The sequence below is a fragment of the Streptomyces sp. NPDC002588 genome (assembly GCF_040295925.1).
In the GTDB taxonomy this organism is placed as follows: Bacteria; Actinomycetota; Actinomycetes; order Streptomycetales; family Streptomycetaceae; genus Streptomyces.
This window is the reverse complement of record NZ_JBEOWF010000010.1, coordinates 165,817-183,675: the sequence shown is the minus strand read 5'-3', so window position 1 is coordinate 183,675 and position 17,859 is coordinate 165,817. Positions and strand designations below refer to the sequence as shown.

Genomic DNA, 17,859 nt, shown 5'->3' with positions numbered 1-17,859 from the left:
GGTGCAACAGCTCCCCCACCTCGGTTTCCGTAGCCACGGGCGTGAGGCTCTCACGCCGAATCCGGCCGGGCGAGCGAGATATGTGCCGCCAGGGACTGCGGGTCCTGGAGCATGATCAAGGTGAGACGATCTCGCCGTGGCTGGTGTGATCACGGTGTCGGAAGCCTCCTGGATAGCCCCGTTCACCGGCCTGAGCCTGCGACAGTTCGCGGAGCTCGTAACCGCGTTGCGGCGGGAGGGAACCAACACGGTGCGCAGAGGTCGCCCTTGGGGGCTGCCGCTGGAGCACACGGTCTTGCTGGTGGCCGCGTACTGGCGGACGAACCTCACCCTGCGGCAGCTCGCCCCGCTGTTCGGGGTGCCCAAGTCCGCCGCGGACCGGATGATCGCGCACCTCGGGCCATCACTCGCCCTGCAGCCTCGCAAGAGGTTCCGAAAGGACACCGTGCTGATCGTCGACGGCACCCTGGTCCCCACCCGTGACCACACGATCGCCGAGCAGTCGAAGAACTACAGGTACTCCACCAACCACCAGGTCGTCATCGACGCCGACACCCGTCTGGTCGTCGCAGTCGGCCGGCCGGTCCCGGGGAACCGCAACGACTGCAAGGCATGGGAGCTGTCCGGAGCGAAGGAGGCTATCGGCCGGACTGCCGTGATCGCTGACGGCGGCTACCGGGGCACTGGCTTGATCATCCCTCACCGCCGCGACCCTGGCCAGGCCGATCTCCCGAGCTGGAAAGAAGAACACAACGCCTCGCACCGTAAGGTCAGGGCGCGCGTCGAGCACGCCTTCGCCCGGATGAAGAGCTGGAAGATCCTCCGCGACTGCCGCTTGAAAGGCGACGGTGTCCACCACGCCATGCTCGGGATTGCCCGCCTCCACAACCTCGCCCTCGCCGGCTGAACCGAGAGCAGGCAGGCCAGCAAGCACTACCGTGATCAACTACGGGACAGCGCTCAGAGGACTGGGGCGGGCAGTACGACGGCGGCAAGAAGATCAACGGCAGGCGCCGGCACGTCATCACGGACTGCCTGGGCCTGCTGCTGATGGTGCTGGTGTGTGCCGCCGACGTCACCGACGCCAGGCCGCCCGCGTCATGCTGCCCCGTCTGCGGACGCGGTTCGCACGATCACGCTGGTGTGGGCCGACGGCGGCTACACCGGCCGCCTGCCGCCTGGTCACTTGGGCGAAGGAGAAACTCCAGCTCACTCTTGAGATCGTCAAGCGCAGCGACGACATGAAGGGGTTCGTGGTGCTGCCGAGCCATGGGTAGTGGAGCGCACACTGGGGTGGCTGATGCGTTCGCGCCGTCTGGTGCGGGACTTCGAGACGCTGCCCGCTTCCAGCGAGGCGTTCACTTCTCGCAGACCATGCTCAAGAGTCGTCGCCTCGCCCGCCCGGCTTCCCGGCGGCGGCAGGAACGGTCACGGTGGGCTGTCGCAGCGTGAACCGCCCGGACGGCGACACAGCCAGCCGTCCCCGTTCGGCCAGGCGCCTCGCCCTGGACCGTACTCACTCGATCGATCTTCGCCGGCACCAGCTCCAGCCCGCACGCGATCTGCTTCGCCGTCACCCCCTCGCCGCCACCGGAGCCCGACTCCAGCAGCTCGACGATCCGCGGCAGCCGGCCACGCCACCCGCCTACCACCCGTCTCCTGGATGACCCACATCATCGTCTCGTGCCTGGGCTATGGGGTCGGGTGGTACTTCGGCGGCCAGGACGTCGACTCCGAGACATCCGCCTACGCGGTGACCGCTGACGAGCGCTGAAACAGCTAGATGAGAGGTACGGGAGATGGAACGCGTGGGTCCGTGCGCTCTCGGACGCCGACTTGGAGAATCCGCCCGCGGTGGGTCCCGAGCGGTTTCGACGGCGGGGGGACAACTCGGGTGCAGCGAGGGGGACAGCGGAGCCAGGGACTCACTCAGCGAGGGCGGGAAGGCAGGCTCCTTGCACTGTATGTCCCGGCAGCCTCCGGCCGAGGTGCGGGTGATCGGCTCCCAGCCCGTCACCGGCCTCGCCGCCACCGCGACCCTCCTGCTGCGCCGCTACGACGCCGCCGTCACCGCCGCCCAGCCCCTCGCGGCGGCCGCCTGAACCGGCGCCGGGCGGCAGCGAGATCAACTACCTGCTCAGATCCCCTGCCGCGCCCCACCCGGCGGCTGCGCGACGTCTTTGCGCGTCACCGCAAGATGGACGACCAGGCCCAGGATGACCGCGAGGAACAGCGCGCTGGTCACGACGGTGCCCAGGCCGAGGCCGCCGTCGCCGGTCGGCTGGGAGAGGTAGTCGCCGATAGAGGCTCCGAGCGGACGGGTGAGGATGTAGGCGATCCAGAAGCTCCACACCGCGTTCAGCCCCAGCGTGAAGTACGCGACAGCGACGGCGGCGATGGCCAGGGCGAACAGGACCGCCGAGAGCCAATAGCCGAGGTCCATACGCTCGGAGACCAGGTCGCCGGCCGCCGTGCCGAGGGCGAAGGTGAACAGCACGGCCAACCAGTAGAACGACTCACGGCTCGTGGAGTCGATGCTGTGGATCGACAGGGTCCGCTCACGCCGGCACCAGACCACGAACACGACCGCCAGGAGGAGCGCGAAGACCGTGGTGCTCGTCTCCAGCGGTACGCCCATGTTGTCGGTGAGGTTGTCGCTGATCAGGGTGCCGACGACGCTGATCAGAGCGACGGCGAGCCAGTACACGCCTGCGCGGTAGGCGGTCGTACGGAACTGTACGGCCAGGACGACCGCGAGCAGCACGCTCATGAGCACGGACACGCCGGTCAGGCCCAGGCCGGCCTTCTCGTTGAGGAGGTCGGCCGCGGTCTCGCCGACGGTCGTGCACAGGACTTTGATGATCCAGAAATAGGCGGTGACCTCGGGGACCTTGTTCCAGCGCAGACGGTGGGAGGGACGAGCAGAGACACTCGTGCCCGGTTCGGCCTCAGGAGTCTCGGAGAGTTCATAGGTCATGGGCCCAGACGGTGCCAGCGGTTACCTGAACGCATCCTGACTGCCGCGCGGCTTTCCCGACCCACCGGGTCCGGCCTGATCACGATGAGCGCATGCACACCCACGCCGTGTCCTGGCTGCGGCACCGGCTCGGCCGTGCCGTGGTTCTCGCCTACGTACTCTCCGTGTTCCTGCCCGGACCGGGTCTGTGGCTGCGCCGCCCCCATCACTTTCCGCTGACACACCTGACGCTGCACACCGCACCGCTCCTGCTGTCCCTGGTGCTGTTCTCCGCCGGGCTCCAGGTGCCCGTCCGCGCGCTGGGCCGCCTTCTGAAGCACCCGAAGGCGCTGCTCGCCGGACTCGTGCTGCACCTCGCCATCCCGCTGGCGGTCGTGCCGTTCGTCGCCTTCCTGCTGCGGCGCACCCCCGACACCGACGGCGGCAGCGGACTGCTCACCTCGATGATCCTCGTCGTGGCGATGCCCGTCGCCGCCGGGGCCACCGTATGGACCGGCAAGGGCGACGGCGACCAGCCGACGATGGTGGGCCTCGTCCTGGCCTCCACCCTCCTCAGCCCGCTCAGCACCCCCTTGCTGCTGGAGACCTTGGCGCCGCTGCTGAGTGGCGGCTATGGGCAGGTACTCGTCGACACCGGCAGGCTGGCCCACGGGGGGTTCGGCCTGGCCACCGTGGTCCTGCCCTGCGCGGCGGGCCTCCTGGGCACGCTCGCCCTGCCAGCGCGGTGGCTGCGCCGTCTCCAAGTGACGGTGACGCCCCTGGCCCTGACCGGCTCGCTGTTCCTGACCTATGTCAACGCCAGCGGCGCCCTCGGCTCCGTCCTCACCCGGCCCCGCCCGCTGCTGTTCGCCGCCGCCCTGGCCGTGGCCACTCTCGTCTGCCTGCTCTCCTTCGCCCTCGGGCGGGCCGCCGCCCGCATCCTGAGGCTGAAGGCAGGTACCGCCTCGTCGCTGACGCTCGCCTGCGGCATGAACAACAGCAGCGCGAGCGCGGTCCTGATCACCGCGTCCCTGCCCGACAAACCGCACCTGCTGCTGCCGGTCCTCACCTACGGGCTGCTGCAGAAGACCGCCGCGAACCGGATCGTCACCCGCCTCCAGCGGGATTCCGCTCCCCCGGCAGGCCCCTGAACCATGCTCAGCCGCCGCCCGCCGGGCCGGCCGACCGCGCCGAAGGACAGCTTCTTCGTCGCCAACGCCGCCTACGTGGCGAAGGCGACCGGCAGCGATGCGGTCGGTGCCTTCCTTCTCGACACTGGCGGCAATCACCAGAAGCAGATCGCCGCGCATCTCCGGGACCAGCTGGGCACTGGCGCCACGGTCACCGACCTCACGCAGACGCGCGGCACGGTCGGCACCGGTCTGACCTCAGTCGACCTGGCTGCGCTCACCCGGATCGAGCTGGCCTTCGTGGTGCTGCTGGCGGCCGGGGCGGGAGGGCTCGTCCTCGCCGTGGGGCTGGCCGGGCGCCGCCGTGCCTTCGCCGTCGCCACGGGCCTCGGCGCGAAGAGCGGCCAGTTGCGCGGCATGGTCCTCACCGAGGCCCTGCTCCTGACCGCCGGCGGTCTGGCAGGCGGCGCCCTCATCGGCTGGGCCGTGTCGGAGATGCTCGTGAAGGTCTTGACGGGAGTCTTCGGTCCGCCGCCCGCGAGCCTGTCGGTGCCGGGCGGCTATCTGGCCCTGACCGCGGGCGTGGCCGTCGTCGCCGTACTGGCCGCCGCGCTGAACGGCATCCGAAGCGCCGGCCGGCCCGCCGTGGAGGAACTGCGTGACCTGTGAGCAGGCGGGAGCGGGCGGGCCGAGTGCGCTGGAACTCTGACGGACAGGGAGGTTGTCCGGCCTTCCCCCCATCGCTCGTCGGTTCAGTCCGCGTTGGGCCGGGCGAGGCCCTGGTCGTAGGCGAAGATCACGGCCTGGATGCGGTCGCGGGCGCCGATCTTGGCCAGGACGCGGCCGACGTGGGTCTTGACGGTGGACTCGGACAGGACGAGCCGGGCGGCGATCTCACCGTTGGTCCAGCCCTTGCCGACGGCGACGAGGATCTCGCGCTCGCGGTCGGTGAGGGAGCCGAGTCCCGGGTCCTCGGGTGACTGCGCGCGGTGGGCGGGGACGTAGCGGGCGTACTCGTCCAGGAGGCGGCGGGTGAGGGCGGGCGCGATGACGGCGTCGCCGGAGGCGACCGCCCGGATGCCGGCGAGGAGCTCCTCGGGACGCGCGTCCTTGAGGAGGAAGCCGCTGGCGCCGGCCCGGATGGCGGCGTGGACGTACTCGTCCAGGTCGAAGGTGGTGAGCACGAGGACGCGCGAGCGGCCGCCGGCGGCGACGATGCGGCGGGTGGCCTCGATGCCGTCCATGCCCGGCATCCGGACGTCCATCAGGACGACGTCCGGGCGCAGTTCGGCGGCCTTGCGGACGGCCTCGGCGCCGTGGGCGGCCTCACCGACGACGTCGGTCTCGGGGACGGAGTCCAGGAGGATGTGGAAGCCGTAGCGTTGCAGGGGCTGGTCGTCCACGATGAGCACGGTGGTCATCGGGCACCACCTCTGTGGGGCGTGAGGTCGAGGACGGCCTCGACGCTCCATCCTCCGCCGCCCGTCGGCCCCGCGCTGACGGTTCCTCCGTACAGAGCCGCTCGTTCCCGCATGCCCACCAGTCCGTGTCCTTCCTCGTCCGGCGGTCCGGACGGTGTGACCGGGCCGCTGTCCTGGACCCGGATGGTCAGCCGACTGTCCTCGACGAGGATCGCCAAGCGCACCCGGGTGTCGGTGTCAGCGTGCTTCAGGGTGTTGGTGAGGGCTTCCTGGACGATGCGGTACACCGTCAGCTGCACCCCGCCGTCCAGGGCGTCCACGTCGCCGGAGGTCCGGTAGACGACCTCCAGTCCGGCGGCGCGCACCTTGGCGCACAGTGCGCCGATGTCCACGATGCCGGGCTGCGGGCTGAGCTCGGGCCCGCCCGGCCGGCCGCCGGCGGCCTCACGCAGCACACCGAGTACGCGCCGCAGCTCGCCGAGAGCCTGTCGGCCTGTGTCGCCGATGAGCTGCAGGGCCTCCTTGCCCCGTTCGGGAGCGATGTCGGTGGCGTAGGCGCCCGCGTCGGCGAGCGTGATGATGACGGACAGGTTGTGGCCGACGATGTCGTGCATCTCGCGGGCGACCCGGGTGCGTTCGGTGGCCGTGGCCAGCCTGCTGCGCTGGTCGCGCTCGATCTCCAGCCGGGCTGCCCGTTCCCGCAGTCCGGCGAGCTGGGCCCGGCGGATGCGGACCATCAGGCCGAGCGCGAGGGCCGCCGTTGCCGTGCTCAGCAGGAAGAACAGCGCGTCCCAGACGGAGACGGCCGACGACACGCGTACGGCGACCAGCGCCATGGCACCCGCCATGGCCGCACAGGCCCACGGCAGCTGCCGCAGCCGTCCGTGCAGGGCCAGGCTGTACAGGGCGACGAAGAGGGCGACGTCGGCGCGCAGCGCGGCGCCCAGGGACCACTGGAGGACGAACACCGCCGTGATGGCGGCGAAGGCCACCGCGGGTCTGCGCCGCCGCCACAGCAGGGGCAGTACCAGTCCGGTCTGCAGCGCCAACATTCCCGCGACGGGCAGCTGGGTGAAGACGAGCCGGAACCGGCGCGGGCCGTCGCCGTCCCCGTCGTCCACCCTGCCGTGGAGCAGGTCGGGCAGGCAGAACATCAGGAAGACCAGGGCCACAACCGCAGTGTCCAGCACCCACGGATGGGCCCGGTCGGCCTGCCGCAACCGCTGGCCGCCCCGGGACAGACGGGCGACCAGCGGCCCCATCCCGCTGATCTCATCGGTGGTCACGGACGTCACCTGTCCATGGTGCGGGCGTCAGACGTCGCTGCGCACGAGCCGGTACGCCGCGCCGCCCAGCGCCAGCGCCGTCCAGCAGAGGAAGACCAGCAGTCCGGCGCCCGGCGACAGGGTCGTGGAGTCGTGCGTGAGGGCGAACATCGCCTCTCCCGCGTTGGACGGCAGGTAGGGGCTGATGTCGTCCTGCCAGGAGCTCGGCAGCAGGGAGATCAGTCCCGGGATCAGCATGAGGGCGGCCACCAGCACCGAGATCCCGCCGGCCACCGACCGCAGCAGCGCGCCCAGGGCGGTGCCGATCACCCCGACCAGGCCGAGGTAGAGCCCCGCGCCCAGCAGGCTCCGCAGGACGCCCGCGTGCGAAAGACTCATGGCCGCGGGCGTGCCCGAGACGATGCCGCTCCCGATCAGGAAGGCGACGAACCCGCCCAGTGTCCCCACGGCCAGCGCGACCAGCCCGAATACGGCCGCCTTGGACCAGAGCACGGGTAGCCGGCGGGGAACCGCGGCGAGCGTGGAGCGGATCATGCCGGTCGAGTACTCGCCGGCCGTGACCAGTACGCCGAGCACTCCCAGGGCCAGCTGGGCGAAGTTCGTACCGAAGAGGGACAGGCTCACGGCCGTCGAATCGGCAAAGTCCCGGTCCATGTGGCCGGAGTCGATCCCCGACTTGTAGCGGCTCGCGGAGATCAGCCCGAAGGCCACCAGGAACAAAAGGCCCAGCCCCAGGGTGATCCACGTCGAGCGCAGGGACCACAGCTTGGCCCATTCGGAGGAGAGTACGCGCCGGCCGGTCACCCGGTAGGCGGGGCGGGCGGGGGCGGTCCGGGGTTCCTCTGCGGTCGCGGTGAGGGTGCTCATGCGGGCCTCCCGAGGGTCTCGGTCGCGGTCGTGGAGCCGTGGTACTCCACGGCATCCCTGGTCAGGTCCATGAATGCCTCCTCCAGTGACACGGTCCGGGCGCTCAGCTCGAACAGCGTGATCCCGTGCTCGGCCGCCCTCAGTCCGATCTCGCGGGCGGTCAGCCCGGTCACCTGCAGCTCCTCGGAGCCGATCCTGCCGGTGACGTCGACGCCCGGCCCCGCCAGCACGTCCCGCAGCCGCTCCGGGTCCTGCGTCGCCACCTTCACCGTGTCGCCGCCGGCCTCGCGAATCAGGTCCGCCACGGTCGTGTCGGCCAGCAGCCGCCCGCGCCCCACGATGATCAGGTGGTCCGCCACCAAGGCCATCTCGCTCATCAGGTGCGAGGACACGAACACCGTCCGTCCCTCGTCGGCGAGGGCCTTCAGCAGGTTGCGGATCCAGAGGACACCCTCCGGGTCCAGCCCGTTGACCGGCTCGTCCAGCATCACCGTCTGCGGATCGCCCAGCAGCGCCGCCGCGATGCCCAGCCGCTGGCCCATCCCGAGAGAGAAGGCACCTGCCCGCTTCTTCGCCACACTGCCCAGTCCGGCGAGGTCGATGACCTCGTCGACCCGGCGGCCCGGAATGCCATGGGTCAGCGCGAGTGCCCTGAGGTGGTTGTACGCCGAGCGGCCCGGGTGGATCGACTTCGCCTCCAGCAGGGCGCCGACCTCCTGCAGCGGTGCCTGGTGGCGGGCGTAGTGGTGGCCGTTCACGGTGACGGAGCCGCTCGTCGGGGCGTCGAGGCCCACGATCATGCGCATGGTCGTGGACTTGCCCGCGCCGTTGGGCCCCAGGAAGCCGGTCACCGTGCCCGGCTTCACGACGAAGTCCAGCCCCTCGACGGCCGTCTTCTCGCCGTACCTCTTGGTCAACTGCCGTGCGTCGATCATTCGCGTTCTCCCTGTCGGGCTCCGGCGTCCGTCACCTCCGACGCCACACCGGCAACGCTAAGAGCCGAATCACCCCGATCCGGTGGTACCGGGAGGCTGAACCGCGCCGGGCGCGTAGTACCGCGGTACTACGCGACCACCTGCGGTGCCGTCCGTCTCCGTCGGCCCCACGGTGGTGACAGCAGTCGTCCGACCGCTGCGTGGGATGCGCCGCGTCCGTCGCCCCGGCGTCCGCGACGCACTGGGCCCGCTCCGCAATGTCGACCAGGCTCTCGCTGTCCGACGCGGCGTTGGCCAGGCTCGCGCAGCACAGGGTGAGCAGGAGGGCGCCCGCCACGAAGGGCAGGGTGCGGCGCGGGGGAGGCGGGGCGCGCACGCGCTGGGGCACGGCGCCGCCGGTCGCGGCCAGGGCGGCGGGGCGGGACGCGCCGACGGAGGCCAGAGCCGCCCGCCCGACGGCGCGGGCGACGACCCTACGGCTGCCGACGTGGGCCGCGGCCTCCTCGTCGGCCCATCGCTCCAGGACGAACCCGCCCGCCTCGGCCGGCGGTCGCAACAGCGGGTTGGCGGCTGCCGTGAGTCGCCACACGGTCAGGAAGAGGTGGTGGCGGCCGCGGAGATGCGCTCGCTCGTGCGCCAGGAGGGCCTCGCGCTCCGCGTCAGTGAGACAGCGCAGCATCCCCCGGGACACCACGATCCTTCCGGGTGCACCGGGCAGCGCGAACGCCTGCGGCGTGTCGTCGTCGAGCACCGCCAGTTCGGTATCTCCGGGCACCTGGCCGCTTTCCCGCCGGGCCCACAGCAGACGGCGGCCCTGCCGTACGGCGGCCACCCCCAGCGACACGAGCCCCGCCGCCGGCGTCAGGGCGCTGACGGCCGCGACGGCCAGGAAGACCGGGTCCTGCGTGCGAAGCGCGGCCACCGACCAGTGGCGGCACAGGCCGAGCGCATCGCGATCGTCTCGGCGAGCATCGGCGCCGGCCACGACGGCGCCGCCGCCGAACTGGCCCGCCGGCTCACGGCCCACGGCCTCGTCGTCGACCGTTTCGACCTGCTGGATCTGCTGCCGGCCCACATCGGGCGGCTCGGCCCCATATGGCGGCGCAACGGCCGGCTCAGTGCCACGGCGGTGGCAGCCATGGCGACGCAGCCGGTCACCCCGGCCACGACGCACGAGCTCGGGACGACGGGCGACAGCCGCTGGGTCGGGGGCGAGGCCAGGAGCAGTACGACGGCCAACACGAAGCGGACCAGCCCCCCGACCGCGGCCTTGACCGCGAGTGCGGTCGCCGAGCGGGAGGTGGACACCCCGCAGCGGGTGAGGAACCTCAGGTTGACCGCGCTCGCGCCGATCCCCGCGGGCAGCAGGTGGTTGGCGGCGCAGGCCGCGAACTGTGCCGCCACCAGCCGCCCGGCGGGCAGTCGTTCGGCCACCGCTCCTTGTTGGGCGAGCGCCGCGCACACCCAGGTCGCCAAGGCGGCCCCGCCGGCCGCCAGCAGCCAGTTCCGGTCGGCGACGGCGAGCCGGTCGGCACCGGCGTCCACCGTGTGCCGGTGCGCGGCGAGCACCCAGACGGCCGTCACCACCACGGCAGCGGAAACCGCGAGCTGCCAGGGCCGGCTGCGGGCACGGGGCAGAGGTACGCCGGTGGCGCTCACGGCCGCGCTCCCGGTACCGGGGACGGAGCGATGTACACGCGCAGGCCGGCCACCTGGTGCGCGGTCCAGGAGCGGGCGTAGCCGGGCGGGGCGCCGACGGGCGCCACGAGGGTGGCAGTGGGCAAGTGGCGGGCAGTCCGCAGGACTCCGTCCGCGGTGGTGTTCGCGTCGTGGCCACCGGTCGCCGCGGACCGACAGCCCGCGTAGAAGGCGATCGGGACGTAGTTCTCTCCGGTGACCAGGCAGGGCGGGCGTACGCCCAGCCGGTGCAGGCCGGTGGCGACGGCGGCCCACTCGCGGTGGGCGGCCGTGGTGCGCCGCACGGTGTGCTCCAGCACCGTGAACTGCACGGCCAGATGCCCGGCGAGGGCGACGGTCACCACTGTCACGGCCAGCGGCCGGGAAATCCGTCCCGCCGTCCGGACCAGGCGCACCAGCAGATCGGCTAGCGGGACGGCGAGCAGCGCGTAGGCGGGCAGCAGGAAGCGAGGTGCCGCATAGCCGATGAGGAAGAGGTAGGGGAAGGCCGCCGAGGCGGCGCAGGCCAGCGGTACCAGCGTGGCCGCGGTGCGCCGAACGCGGACCGCAGCCACGGCCGCGAGGACGGCGAGCAGCGGCAGGGCGTACCACCACAGGGTCACCGGGAGAGCGGGCGCGGCACCGGTGCACGGGCGGCACAGCGTACGGCCGCCCAGAGTGCGCAGCTGGTCCGCGACGGCGACGTGCCAGCCGAGGCCGCCCTCGATACGGGACGCGTCGGACAGCCGCCGCCCCAGGCCGCCGTAGGAGGCGTACGCCTCGATCACCCACTCGGCCGCCCCGACCGCGAGACCCCCGACCAGCGCTGTCAGCAGCGCGAGGCGCCGCCAGCGCCGTGCCCCCACCATCAGGACGAGCAGGGGCAGCGTCGCCCAGACCGCGTCCGTGGGGCGCATCCAGGCCATCAGGGTCGCGCTCAGGCCCACCCCCCACAGGGCCGTGCGGTCGAAGCGGTTCGCCTGGGCGCGCAGGAAGCACCCCGTGCCGGCCAGAGCGCTGACAGCGACCCAGTAGTTGGGCATGGCCTGCGGGCCGTAGTACAGCGTCACCCACAGGGTGGCGAACAGGGCGCCCGCCGTGGCGAGCACTCGGACGGGGAGGACGCCCCACCAGGCGCGCAGCGCGAGGTAGAGGGCCAGGCCGGAGAGCACGGCCAGGTAGTCGCGCAGCAGGGCGGTGGACGAGGACCAGGCGGCGACCGGCGCCACCAGCAGGGGGACGCCGCGGGCGCGCGGGGCGCTGAAGAACGCGGCCGGCCCGTGGGAGGAGACCTGGCTGACGTAGACCGACTCGTCCCAGCCGAGGCCCATCCCCGGCCGTACGAGAAGGAGTTGGGCCAGGGTGAAGGCGGCGGCCACGGCCGCGAGTGCCATCTCTCCCCGGAACCGCCGAGCGGAGCGGCCGGTTGTCTGCGGGCCGGGCCCGCGCCGGCCGGTCGACGTGGCCTGCGTGCTGTCCATGGCCTGCGGGCCGTCGCGCATCACTCACCCCTCACCCCTACAGCCTGTAGGGCCCTTCAACCCTACAGACTGTAGTGTCTCGCCCCGTACGCCGGGACCGCGAAACACCTACACGCTGTAAGGTTTCAGGCATGGCTGGCACGGGCCCGCGGGGCAGAGCCGAACGGCGTAACGCCGGCGAGTTGGAGAGCGAAGTGCTCGCCGCCCTGTGGGCGAGCGACGAGGCGCTGACTCCGGCGGAGGTCCAGGCCGAAATCGGCGGCGAGCTCGCCTACAACACCGTGCACACCATCCTCAAGCGCCTGTACGACAAGGGGCTCGTCCTGCGGGACGCGGACGGGCGGCGCGGCGCCTACCGGCCTGCCAAGAACGCCGCCGAGCTGACCGCGGAGGCCATGCACGAGGCCCTCGACCGGGGACCGGACCCCATCGCGGCGCTCCAGCAGTTCGTCACCGGACTGAGCGCCGAGGAGGAGCGGGCACTGCGCGACCTGCTGGGGGGAACGGAACGGTGAGGGTCGACGTCTACAGCCCGTTCCTGCTGTCCCTGCTGGGCGCCGCCGACGCCACGGGTGACCTGCTGCGGCTGCTGGAGCCGGCCTTCGCCCGGGGCTGATCGCTCGGCGGGCAGGCTGCGCACCTCGCGGTCCGCCGTCTGGGCCGAAGCAGTCGGCTGTCCGCGCCGGACCGGTCATGGCCCCTCTTCTCCCTGGGCGACCTCGACCTCGTGGTGGAAGTCGACGGCGCCGACTGTTCCGGCGGCGACGGAGAGGACCGTGCAGACCACGAGGAGGAACCCGGTCCAGTGCGTGGCGCGCGAGTGCCCCTTGGAGGGCTGCAGGAGGGCGGTGACGCGTTGCGGAACCGGGCCGGTCGTCGCCGCGGGTGCGAAGCCCGGGCGGGTGGCCGGGGAGGCGTGGCCGGCGAGTGCGGCGCGGGCGATCGCCGTGGCGATCAGACGCCGGTCGCCGATGGCAGTTGCTGCGGCCTCGTCGGCGGCCCGTTCGGCGGCGAGCCGGATGGTGTCGCGGGCGCCGCGCAGGGCGGGGTGGCAGTGGGCGGCGAGTTCGGCAGCGGCCAGGAAATAGTGGTGACCGGCCCGGTTGTGGGCGCGCTCGTGGGCGAACAGGGCCTCGCGTTCGGCAGGTCCCAGGCTGCGCAGCATGGCGGTGGTGACGACGATGCGGTGGGGCCGGCCGGGCAGGGCGTACGCGTCCGGGTGGGGCGAGTCGACGACGCAGAGGTCGCCGGCGGCGGGGCGGCGGTCGGCCTGGGCGCGGGCGCTGCGGAAGGCGCGAGCCTGCAGGAAGGCCGAGCGCGCGAGAGTCCAGACACTGACGGTGAGCACTCCGGTGGCCGTCACAGCAGCGGGGAGGACGAGGTAGTCCGAGGGGGTGCGCAGGGGGTGGACGAGTTCACCGAGAGCGGCGAAGGCGGGCAGCTTGAGCAGTCCGGTCAGGACCAGGGCGCCGAGGGCGGCGACGCAGGCTCCCGCCAGTGCCAGAGCCGAGGCGGTGAGGACCCACAGCGCGGTGGCGGGGACGAGACGGTCGAGGGTCCGGCGGGCCAGCGTCGGCGCGAGGAAGGGCAGGACCAGCGGTACGAGCAGCAGAGCGGTCATCGCTCGTCACCCTCCAGGAGCCGGCGCAGGAGTTTCTCGTCGCCGGGGTTGAGCTGGGCGACGAAACGGGCGAGGACGGTCTCGCGGTCGGTGTCGCGGTCGAGTTCGGTGTGCATGCGCCGGGCGGTCAGGCCGGGAGCGTCCTGCACGGGGAAGTAGGCGTAGCCGCGGCCCTGCCGCTCGCGGCTGACGACGCCCTTCTCGTACAGACGGGTCAGTATCGTCGTCACGGTCGTGCGGGCCAGGCCGGAGCCGAGTCCGGTCTGCACCCGTCCCGGCGTGAGGGGGGCACCGGCGGTCCACAGCACGGCCATGACGGCGGCTTCGAGCTCGCCGGCCGGCCGCCTCTCGTCCCTCGCATCGGTCATGGAACGTTCCTCACTCCACCATCGTCTACAGTTCAGTAGACAGTCTACAGAATTGTAGTCGGTTGTCGGGCGCCGCTGTTCCGCCGCATCCGACGGCCGGTAAGAAGGATGAAGGGCTCTCGATGACGACCACGGCCATGCACCTATCGTCGCAGCTTGCCGTCAATGTGCTGGATGCCCGGTCTCTGTTGTCGGCCTTCGGTGTGCTGGGCGTGGGTGTGGTGCTGTTCGCCGAGACCGGGCTGCTGATCGGTTTCTTCCTCCCGGGCGACTCGCTGCTGTTCACGGCCGGTCTGCTGTGCACCGGCACCGCCGACCGCGGCCTGAAGCTCTCCCTCGCCCCGCTCCTGGTCGCTGCGGCGGTGGGGGCGCTGGCCGGTTCGCAGTGCGGATACCTCCTGGGCCGAAGAGGGGGCCGCGCCCTGCTCGCCCGCAGCCGCTCGGCCCGCCTGCACGAGGGGGCGAAACGCGCGGAGGAACTGCTGGAACGCTACGGGTACGCGAAGGCGATCGTCCTGGCCCGCTTCGTCCCGGTGGTGCGCACGGTCCTCAACCCGATGGCGGGCGCCCTGCGGGTGCCGGTGCGGACGTTCACCGCCTGGCAGGTGACCGGCGGGCTGGTGTGGAGCCTGGGTCTCACCCTCGCCGGGTACGCGCTGGGCTCCTCCGTGCCGAACGTGGACCGGTATCTGCTGCCGATGGTCGCGGTGATCGTGGCCCTGTCGCTGCTTCCGCTCGCCTCCGAGGTGTACCGCACGCGGCGAGCCGCGAAAGCGAAGGAGGCCCGCGGATGATCCTCGCGCTCGACGGCTCGTCGGTCGACGGCTCGGCCTACATCGACGTGGTGAACCTCGCCCGGCACGCTCCCGCGTGGCTGGACGACTCGGTGTCGGCCTGGTCGACGTACGGGCTCGCCCTGTTCGCGGTGCTCATGACGATTGGCTGGTGGCGGAGCCGGCGGGTGGGCGCCGCCGCTTCGGTGACGGCGCTCGCCGTGCCGTTCGTCGTGGTCGTGGCCTACGGACTGGATACGGCGCTGAAACTGCTGGTGCGCGAGGACCGGCCCTGCCAGCGCCTGCGGGTGGCCATGCTGGAGGAGTGTCCGGCGCCCGGCGACTGGTCCTTCCCCAGCAACCACGCGGCCATCGCCGCCGCGGCGGCCGTCGCCCTGCTGTTCGTCTCCCGCCGGCTCGGCGCGATAGCCGCGGTGGCGGCCGCTGTGATGGCGGTCGCCCGGGTCTGGGTCGGCGCGCACTACCCCCACGACGTGCTGGCAGGTGTCGTAGTGGGCGTCTCGGCCGCGCTGCTCACCATGCCGGCACTGCGCAGCCGTGCGGAGCCGTTGGCCCTGCGGCTCACGGCCACCCGCGTGCGTCCGCTGCTGGTGATGGCGTCGTGAAGCGCGGCGACGTCGCCGAACTGGCCGGCAGTTGCGGCCTCGGCGCATGGACGGCGTTCGGTGTGCTGACCATGGTCGTGGTGGGCCGCGACGGCCTACCGCTGTTCGCGGACGCCGACCTGCTCTCGTGGTCCGTCCGTCACCGGCCTGACGTGGCGGTGGCGTTCGCCCGTGGACTGACCGCCACGGGGACGGGCGTGGTCCCGTTCGCGCTGGCCGCACTGGCCGGAATCATCGCGGGACGCACCCTCCGGCAGCGCGCACTGGCCGTCGCGCTCTGTCTGGCCTGCCTGGGGGCGGGCCAGACGCTGCGGTACGCGGTGATGGCGCTCGTCGCCCGGCCGCGGCCGCCGCACACGGACTGGGACACGCACGCCGCGGGATGGGCGTTCCCGTCCGGTCACACCACCACGGCGGCCCTCACCGCGGGCCTGCTCGTCATCGCCGTCTGCGTGCGGGGGCCGCGCGGCAGAACCCCACTGGTCCTGATCATCAGCGGCTGGGGTACGTCGGTCGGGCTGACCCGCGTCTACCTCGGGGTGCACTGGTTCACCGATGTCGTCGGCGGCTGGCTGTTCGCCCTCGGCTGGCTGGGAGTGTGCCTGTGCGCGGTGGCCTGGTGGCTGCCCGAGCGATTGCCCCCCTCCACGACGCACACGGACACAGCACAGGAACGGAGGGAGGACCATGCGCCGGACGATCCTGGTCGTCGAGGACGATCACGCCCTGCGTGACGTGCTGATGCGCGGGCTGCGCGACGAGGACTTCGACACCGTGCCCGCGCCGAACGGCGCCACCGCCCTGCGACTGGCCACCGCCGAGGTCTCCGCCGCCGTGCTCGACATCGGGCTGCCCGACGCCGACGGGCGGGACGTGTGCCAGGCGATGCGCGCGAACGGATTCCACTCCCCCGTCATCTTCCTGACCGCCCATCACCGGCTGCCCGACCGGCTGGCCGGGTTCTCGGCCGGAGGCGACGACTACCTGCCCAAGCCGTTCCACCTCGCCGAACTCGCGGCCCGCCTGCGGGCAGCCCTCAAACGGGCCGCGCCGCCGCCTGCTTCCACAGCGGGAGACCTGACCCTGGACGCCGTCCGGCACATGGTCAGCGTCCGAGGCACCCGGGTCGACCTCACACCGACCGAGTTCCGTCTCCTGGCCGCGCTCATGGCGGCTTCCGGCGGTATCGTGCGCCGCCGCGAGCTGGTCCGGGCGGCCTGGCCCGAGGGCGCCCAGGTCCACGACAACACCCTCGACCAGTACCTGACCCGGCTGCGCCGCAAGCTGCGCAAGGCGGGCAGCGACCGGACCATCGGCACGGCCCGAGGGATCGGCCACCACCTGACATGAGCGGCACCCGCCCCCGCCCACGGCCCGCCTTCCTCCACCGGCTGGCGCCCCGCACACTGCGCGGCCGCCTCTCACTCGTCGCCCTCACCACGGCCACGCTGCTGATGCTGGTCCTCACCGTCGCCTTCAACGCCGTAGCCGGCCACCGCCTCCAGCACCAGGCGGACGACGAACTGCGCACCCGCGCCGCAGCCGTCGCGACGACCATCGACACCAGCGGCACGACGGTACGCGTCCTGGAGACCTCCCACGACGAACTCCTCGACACCAATGTGTGGATCTACGCCGGCCGACGGCTGCTGGAAGAGCCGCCGAACGCCGGCCCCCTGACCCGCGTCGCCGACGCACTCGCCGGGCGCGGCGGGCGGCGGTGCGTCATCGCCGACGTCCACGGCCCCCTCCGGCTGTGCTCCCAGCCGGTGTCGGGCGAGAAGAGCAGGGCCACGGTGGTCACGGCGCTCGACCTCTCCCCCTACCGGAGTTCGGCCGACACCCTGCTCCTGGGATCGCTCGCCCTGGACGCCGTGATGCTCGCCTGCACCTACGCCCTGACCCGGCTCGCGGTGGGCCGCGCGCTGCGCCCCGTGCGCACGATGACCGACCAGGCCACCCAGTGGAGCGCCGTCACCTCCGAGGAACGCTTCGGCAGCATGCGCCACCCGGCCGAACTCGCCCGCCTCGGCATGTCGCTGGACGCCATACTGGACCGCATCCGCACCCTGCTGCGACACGAGAGGCAGCTCACCGGGGAACTCTCGCACGAGCTGCGTACGCCCCTGAGCCGGATCATCGCCGAACTCGACTGGTGGCAGACCCGCCCCCGCACCACCGACCAGACCCGCGCCACCCACCAGGTCATCGCGGACGCCACCGAGTCCATGCGCACCATCTGCGACACCCTCCTGAACGACGCCCGGGGCGGCACACTCACCGCTCCGGGCACCGCCGAGGTCCTGCCGACGCTGCGCCGTGTCGCCGAACTCCTGGACACACCAATCCACTTGACGGTCACCACCGACGACCCACGCCTGGAGGCCGGAGTCCCACCCGCCCTCCTCGAACGCATCGTCAGCCCGCTCCTGACCAACGCCTGCCGCTACGCCCACTCCCTCGTCGCCGTCCGCGCGTACCGCACACCCGACGGCGTACGCATCGACGTCATCGACGACGGACCCGGCGTACCGCCCTCGTTCTCCGGACGGCTCTTCGAGCCCGGTCAACGTGCCGATCCCCGCGACGGCCACCGCGGAGCCGGCCTGGGACTGCCGCTGGCACGACGCCTCGCACGCTCCGTCGGCGGCGAGGTGACGTACGACCCCGGCCACACGCCCGGAGCACGGTTCGTGATCAGCCTGCCTGGCGGCTGAT

The 17,859-nt window shown here is 72.2% G+C and carries 20 protein-coding genes and 1 pseudogene; 11 read left to right on the top strand and 10 right to left on the bottom strand.

Annotation, left to right across the window (positions count from 1 at the left end; genetic code table 11):
• Window positions 1-136: 136 nt before the first annotated feature.
• The 3 genes and pseudogenes from ABT057_RS14045 (at window position 137) to ABT057_RS14035 (ending at window position 2,102) form a co-directional block, all read left to right on the top strand.
• On the top strand, window positions 137-907 hold the full coding sequence (locus ABT057_RS14045) for a transposase (protein ID WP_352343065.1): 771 nt from the start codon (window positions 137-139) through the stop codon (window positions 905-907).
• Between the two features lie 756 nt (window positions 908-1,663).
• A pseudogene (locus ABT057_RS14040) lies at window positions 1,664-1,872 on the top strand (DinB family protein); the annotation flags it as partial.
• A 92-nt stretch (window positions 1,873-1,964) separates the two neighbouring features.
• On the top strand, window positions 1,965-2,102 hold the full coding sequence (locus ABT057_RS14035) for a hypothetical protein (RefSeq protein ID WP_352343174.1): 138 nt from the start codon (window positions 1,965-1,967) through the stop codon (window positions 2,100-2,102).
• A 35-nt stretch (window positions 2,103-2,137) separates the two neighbouring features.
• Here the strand turns inward: ABT057_RS14035 and ABT057_RS14030 are convergent, their stop codons facing one another.
• On the bottom strand, window positions 2,138-2,977 hold the full coding sequence (locus ABT057_RS14030) for a COG4705 family protein (RefSeq protein ID WP_352343064.1): 840 nt from the start codon (window positions 2,975-2,977) through the stop codon (window positions 2,138-2,140).
• 92 nt (window positions 2,978-3,069) lie between these two features.
• Between ABT057_RS14030 and ABT057_RS14025 the strand changes: the two genes are divergently transcribed.
• Both ABT057_RS14025 and ABT057_RS14020 read left to right on the top strand, forming a co-directional pair.
• Window positions 3,070-4,107, top strand: coding sequence for a bile acid:sodium symporter family protein (locus tag ABT057_RS14025; protein ID WP_352343063.1), 1,038 nt, complete (start codon window positions 3,070-3,072; stop codon window positions 4,105-4,107).
• A gap of 3 nt (window positions 4,108-4,110) precedes the next feature.
• On the top strand, window positions 4,111-4,755 hold the full coding sequence (locus ABT057_RS14020) for an FtsX-like permease family protein (protein WP_352343062.1): 645 nt from the start codon (window positions 4,111-4,113) through the stop codon (window positions 4,753-4,755).
• Between the two features lie 83 nt (window positions 4,756-4,838).
• Here ABT057_RS14020 and ABT057_RS14015 read toward each other — a convergent pair whose 3' ends face one another.
• The 7 genes from ABT057_RS14015 to ABT057_RS13985 are packed head-to-tail and all read right to left on the bottom strand — an operon-like array spanning window position 4,839 to window position 11,774.
• Window positions 4,839-5,507 (bottom strand): response regulator, encoded by a 669-nt coding sequence (locus ABT057_RS14015; protein WP_352343061.1) that lies wholly within the window; start codon window positions 5,505-5,507, stop codon window positions 4,839-4,841.
• Window positions 5,504-6,769 (bottom strand): sensor histidine kinase, encoded by a 1,266-nt coding sequence (locus ABT057_RS14010; protein ID WP_502973897.1) that lies wholly within the window; start codon window positions 6,767-6,769, stop codon window positions 5,504-5,506. The genes ABT057_RS14015 and ABT057_RS14010 overlap by 4 nt, the downstream gene beginning before the upstream one ends.
• A gap of 51 nt (window positions 6,770-6,820) precedes the next feature.
• Window positions 6,821-7,660: an ABC transporter permease gene (locus ABT057_RS14005; protein ID WP_352343059.1), complete on the bottom strand. Its 840-nt coding sequence runs from the start codon at window positions 7,658-7,660 to the stop codon at window positions 6,821-6,823.
• Window positions 7,657-8,595, bottom strand: a complete 939-nt coding sequence (locus ABT057_RS14000; RefSeq protein WP_352343057.1) for an ABC transporter ATP-binding protein — start codon at window positions 8,593-8,595, stop codon at window positions 7,657-7,659. The genes ABT057_RS14005 and ABT057_RS14000 overlap by 4 nt, the downstream gene beginning before the upstream one ends.
• A gap of 31 nt (window positions 8,596-8,626) precedes the next feature.
• Entirely contained in the window at window positions 8,627-9,517 is an 891-nt protein-coding gene (locus tag ABT057_RS13995) for a M56 family metallopeptidase (protein WP_502973892.1), read from the bottom strand.
• Complete coding sequence (locus ABT057_RS13990; RefSeq protein ID WP_352343056.1) at window positions 9,457-10,254, bottom strand: lysylphosphatidylglycerol synthase domain-containing protein; 798 nt, start codon at window positions 10,252-10,254, stop codon at window positions 9,457-9,459. Before ABT057_RS13990 ends, ABT057_RS13995 begins: the two co-directional genes overlap by 61 nt.
• Complete coding sequence (locus tag ABT057_RS13985) at window positions 10,251-11,774, bottom strand: hypothetical protein (RefSeq protein WP_352343055.1); 1,524 nt, start codon at window positions 11,772-11,774, stop codon at window positions 10,251-10,253. Before ABT057_RS13985 ends, ABT057_RS13990 begins: the two co-directional genes overlap by 4 nt.
• Before the next feature lie 110 nt (window positions 11,775-11,884).
• Here ABT057_RS13985 and ABT057_RS13980 point away from each other — a divergent pair, with 110 nt between their 5' ends.
• Window positions 11,885-12,268 carry a BlaI/MecI/CopY family transcriptional regulator gene (locus tag ABT057_RS13980; protein WP_352343054.1) on the top strand — a complete coding sequence of 128 codons (384 nt, stop codon included), beginning with the start codon at window positions 11,885-11,887 and terminating at the stop codon, window positions 12,266-12,268.
• 176 nt (window positions 12,269-12,444) lie between these two features.
• On the opposite strand, the gene ABT057_RS13975 is transcribed toward ABT057_RS13980, so the two are convergent.
• Together ABT057_RS13975 and ABT057_RS13970 are read right to left on the bottom strand one after the other, a co-directional pair.
• Entirely contained in the window at window positions 12,445-13,374 is a 930-nt protein-coding gene (locus ABT057_RS13975) for a M48 family metalloprotease (RefSeq protein WP_352343052.1), read from the bottom strand.
• Entirely contained in the window at window positions 13,371-13,742 is a 372-nt protein-coding gene (locus tag ABT057_RS13970; protein WP_352343050.1) for a BlaI/MecI/CopY family transcriptional regulator, read from the bottom strand. Before ABT057_RS13970 ends, ABT057_RS13975 begins: the two co-directional genes overlap by 4 nt.
• A 122-nt stretch (window positions 13,743-13,864) precedes the next feature.
• Here ABT057_RS13970 and ABT057_RS13965 point away from each other — a divergent pair, with 122 nt between their 5' ends.
• Genes ABT057_RS13965 through ABT057_RS13945 form a run of 5 tightly spaced genes read left to right on the top strand, consistent with a single transcriptional unit; the run spans window position 13,865 to window position 17,858 of the window.
• Entirely contained in the window at window positions 13,865-14,536 is a 672-nt protein-coding gene (locus ABT057_RS13965; RefSeq protein ID WP_352343049.1) for a DedA family protein, read from the top strand.
• Window positions 14,533-15,141 (top strand): phosphatase PAP2 family protein, encoded by a 609-nt coding sequence (locus ABT057_RS13960; protein ID WP_352343047.1) that lies wholly within the window; start codon window positions 14,533-14,535, stop codon window positions 15,139-15,141. The genes ABT057_RS13965 and ABT057_RS13960 overlap by 4 nt, the downstream gene beginning before the upstream one ends.
• Window positions 15,138-15,875, top strand: coding sequence for a phosphatase PAP2 family protein (locus ABT057_RS13955; protein ID WP_352343046.1), 738 nt, complete (start codon window positions 15,138-15,140; stop codon window positions 15,873-15,875). Before ABT057_RS13960 ends, ABT057_RS13955 begins: the two co-directional genes overlap by 4 nt.
• Window positions 15,829-16,491, top strand: a complete 663-nt coding sequence (locus tag ABT057_RS13950) for a response regulator transcription factor (RefSeq protein WP_352343045.1) — start codon at window positions 15,829-15,831, stop codon at window positions 16,489-16,491. The genes ABT057_RS13955 and ABT057_RS13950 overlap by 47 nt, the downstream gene beginning before the upstream one ends.
• On the top strand, window positions 16,488-17,858 hold the full coding sequence (locus ABT057_RS13945) for a sensor histidine kinase (RefSeq protein ID WP_352343044.1): 1,371 nt from the start codon (window positions 16,488-16,490) through the stop codon (window positions 17,856-17,858). Before ABT057_RS13950 ends, ABT057_RS13945 begins: the two co-directional genes overlap by 4 nt.
• Window position 17,859: the final 1 nt, after the last annotated feature.

Coding starts and splice junctions, on each gene's coding strand:
- ABT057_RS14035 (WP_352343174.1), top strand. CDS start 1,965: ATGTCCCGGCAGCCTCCGGCCGAGGTGCGGGTGATCGGCTCCCAGCCC.
- ABT057_RS14030 (WP_352343064.1), bottom strand. CDS start 2,977: ATGACCTATGAACTCTCCGAGACTCCTGAGGCCGAACCGGGCACGAGT.
- ABT057_RS14025 (WP_352343063.1), top strand. CDS start 3,070: ATGCACACCCACGCCGTGTCCTGGCTGCGGCACCGGCTCGGCCGTGCC.
- ABT057_RS14020 (WP_352343062.1), top strand. CDS start 4,111: ATGCTCAGCCGCCGCCCGCCGGGCCGGCCGACCGCGCCGAAGGACAGC.
- ABT057_RS14015 (WP_352343061.1), bottom strand. CDS start 5,507: ATGACCACCGTGCTCATCGTGGACGACCAGCCCCTGCAACGCTACGGC.
- ABT057_RS14010 (WP_502973897.1), bottom strand. CDS start 6,769: ATGGGGCCGCTGGTCGCCCGTCTGTCCCGGGGCGGCCAGCGGTTGCGG.
- ABT057_RS14005 (WP_352343059.1), bottom strand. CDS start 7,660: ATGAGCACCCTCACCGCGACCGCAGAGGAACCCCGGACCGCCCCCGCC.
- ABT057_RS14000 (WP_352343057.1), bottom strand. CDS start 8,595: ATGATCGACGCACGGCAGTTGACCAAGAGGTACGGCGAGAAGACGGCC.
- ABT057_RS13985 (WP_352343055.1), bottom strand. CDS start 11,774: ATGCGCGACGGCCCGCAGGCCATGGACAGCACGCAGGCCACGTCGACC.
- ABT057_RS13980 (WP_352343054.1), top strand. CDS start 11,885: ATGGCTGGCACGGGCCCGCGGGGCAGAGCCGAACGGCGTAACGCCGGC.
- ABT057_RS13975 (WP_352343052.1), bottom strand. CDS start 13,374: ATGACCGCTCTGCTGCTCGTACCGCTGGTCCTGCCCTTCCTCGCGCCG.
- ABT057_RS13970 (WP_352343050.1), bottom strand. CDS start 13,742: ATGACCGATGCGAGGGACGAGAGGCGGCCGGCCGGCGAGCTCGAAGCC.
- ABT057_RS13965 (WP_352343049.1), top strand. CDS start 13,865: ATGACGACCACGGCCATGCACCTATCGTCGCAGCTTGCCGTCAATGTG.
- ABT057_RS13960 (WP_352343047.1), top strand. CDS start 14,533: ATGATCCTCGCGCTCGACGGCTCGTCGGTCGACGGCTCGGCCTACATC.
- ABT057_RS13950 (WP_352343045.1), top strand. CDS start 15,829: ATGCGCCGGACGATCCTGGTCGTCGAGGACGATCACGCCCTGCGTGAC.
- ABT057_RS13945 (WP_352343044.1), top strand. CDS start 16,488: ATGAGCGGCACCCGCCCCCGCCCACGGCCCGCCTTCCTCCACCGGCTG.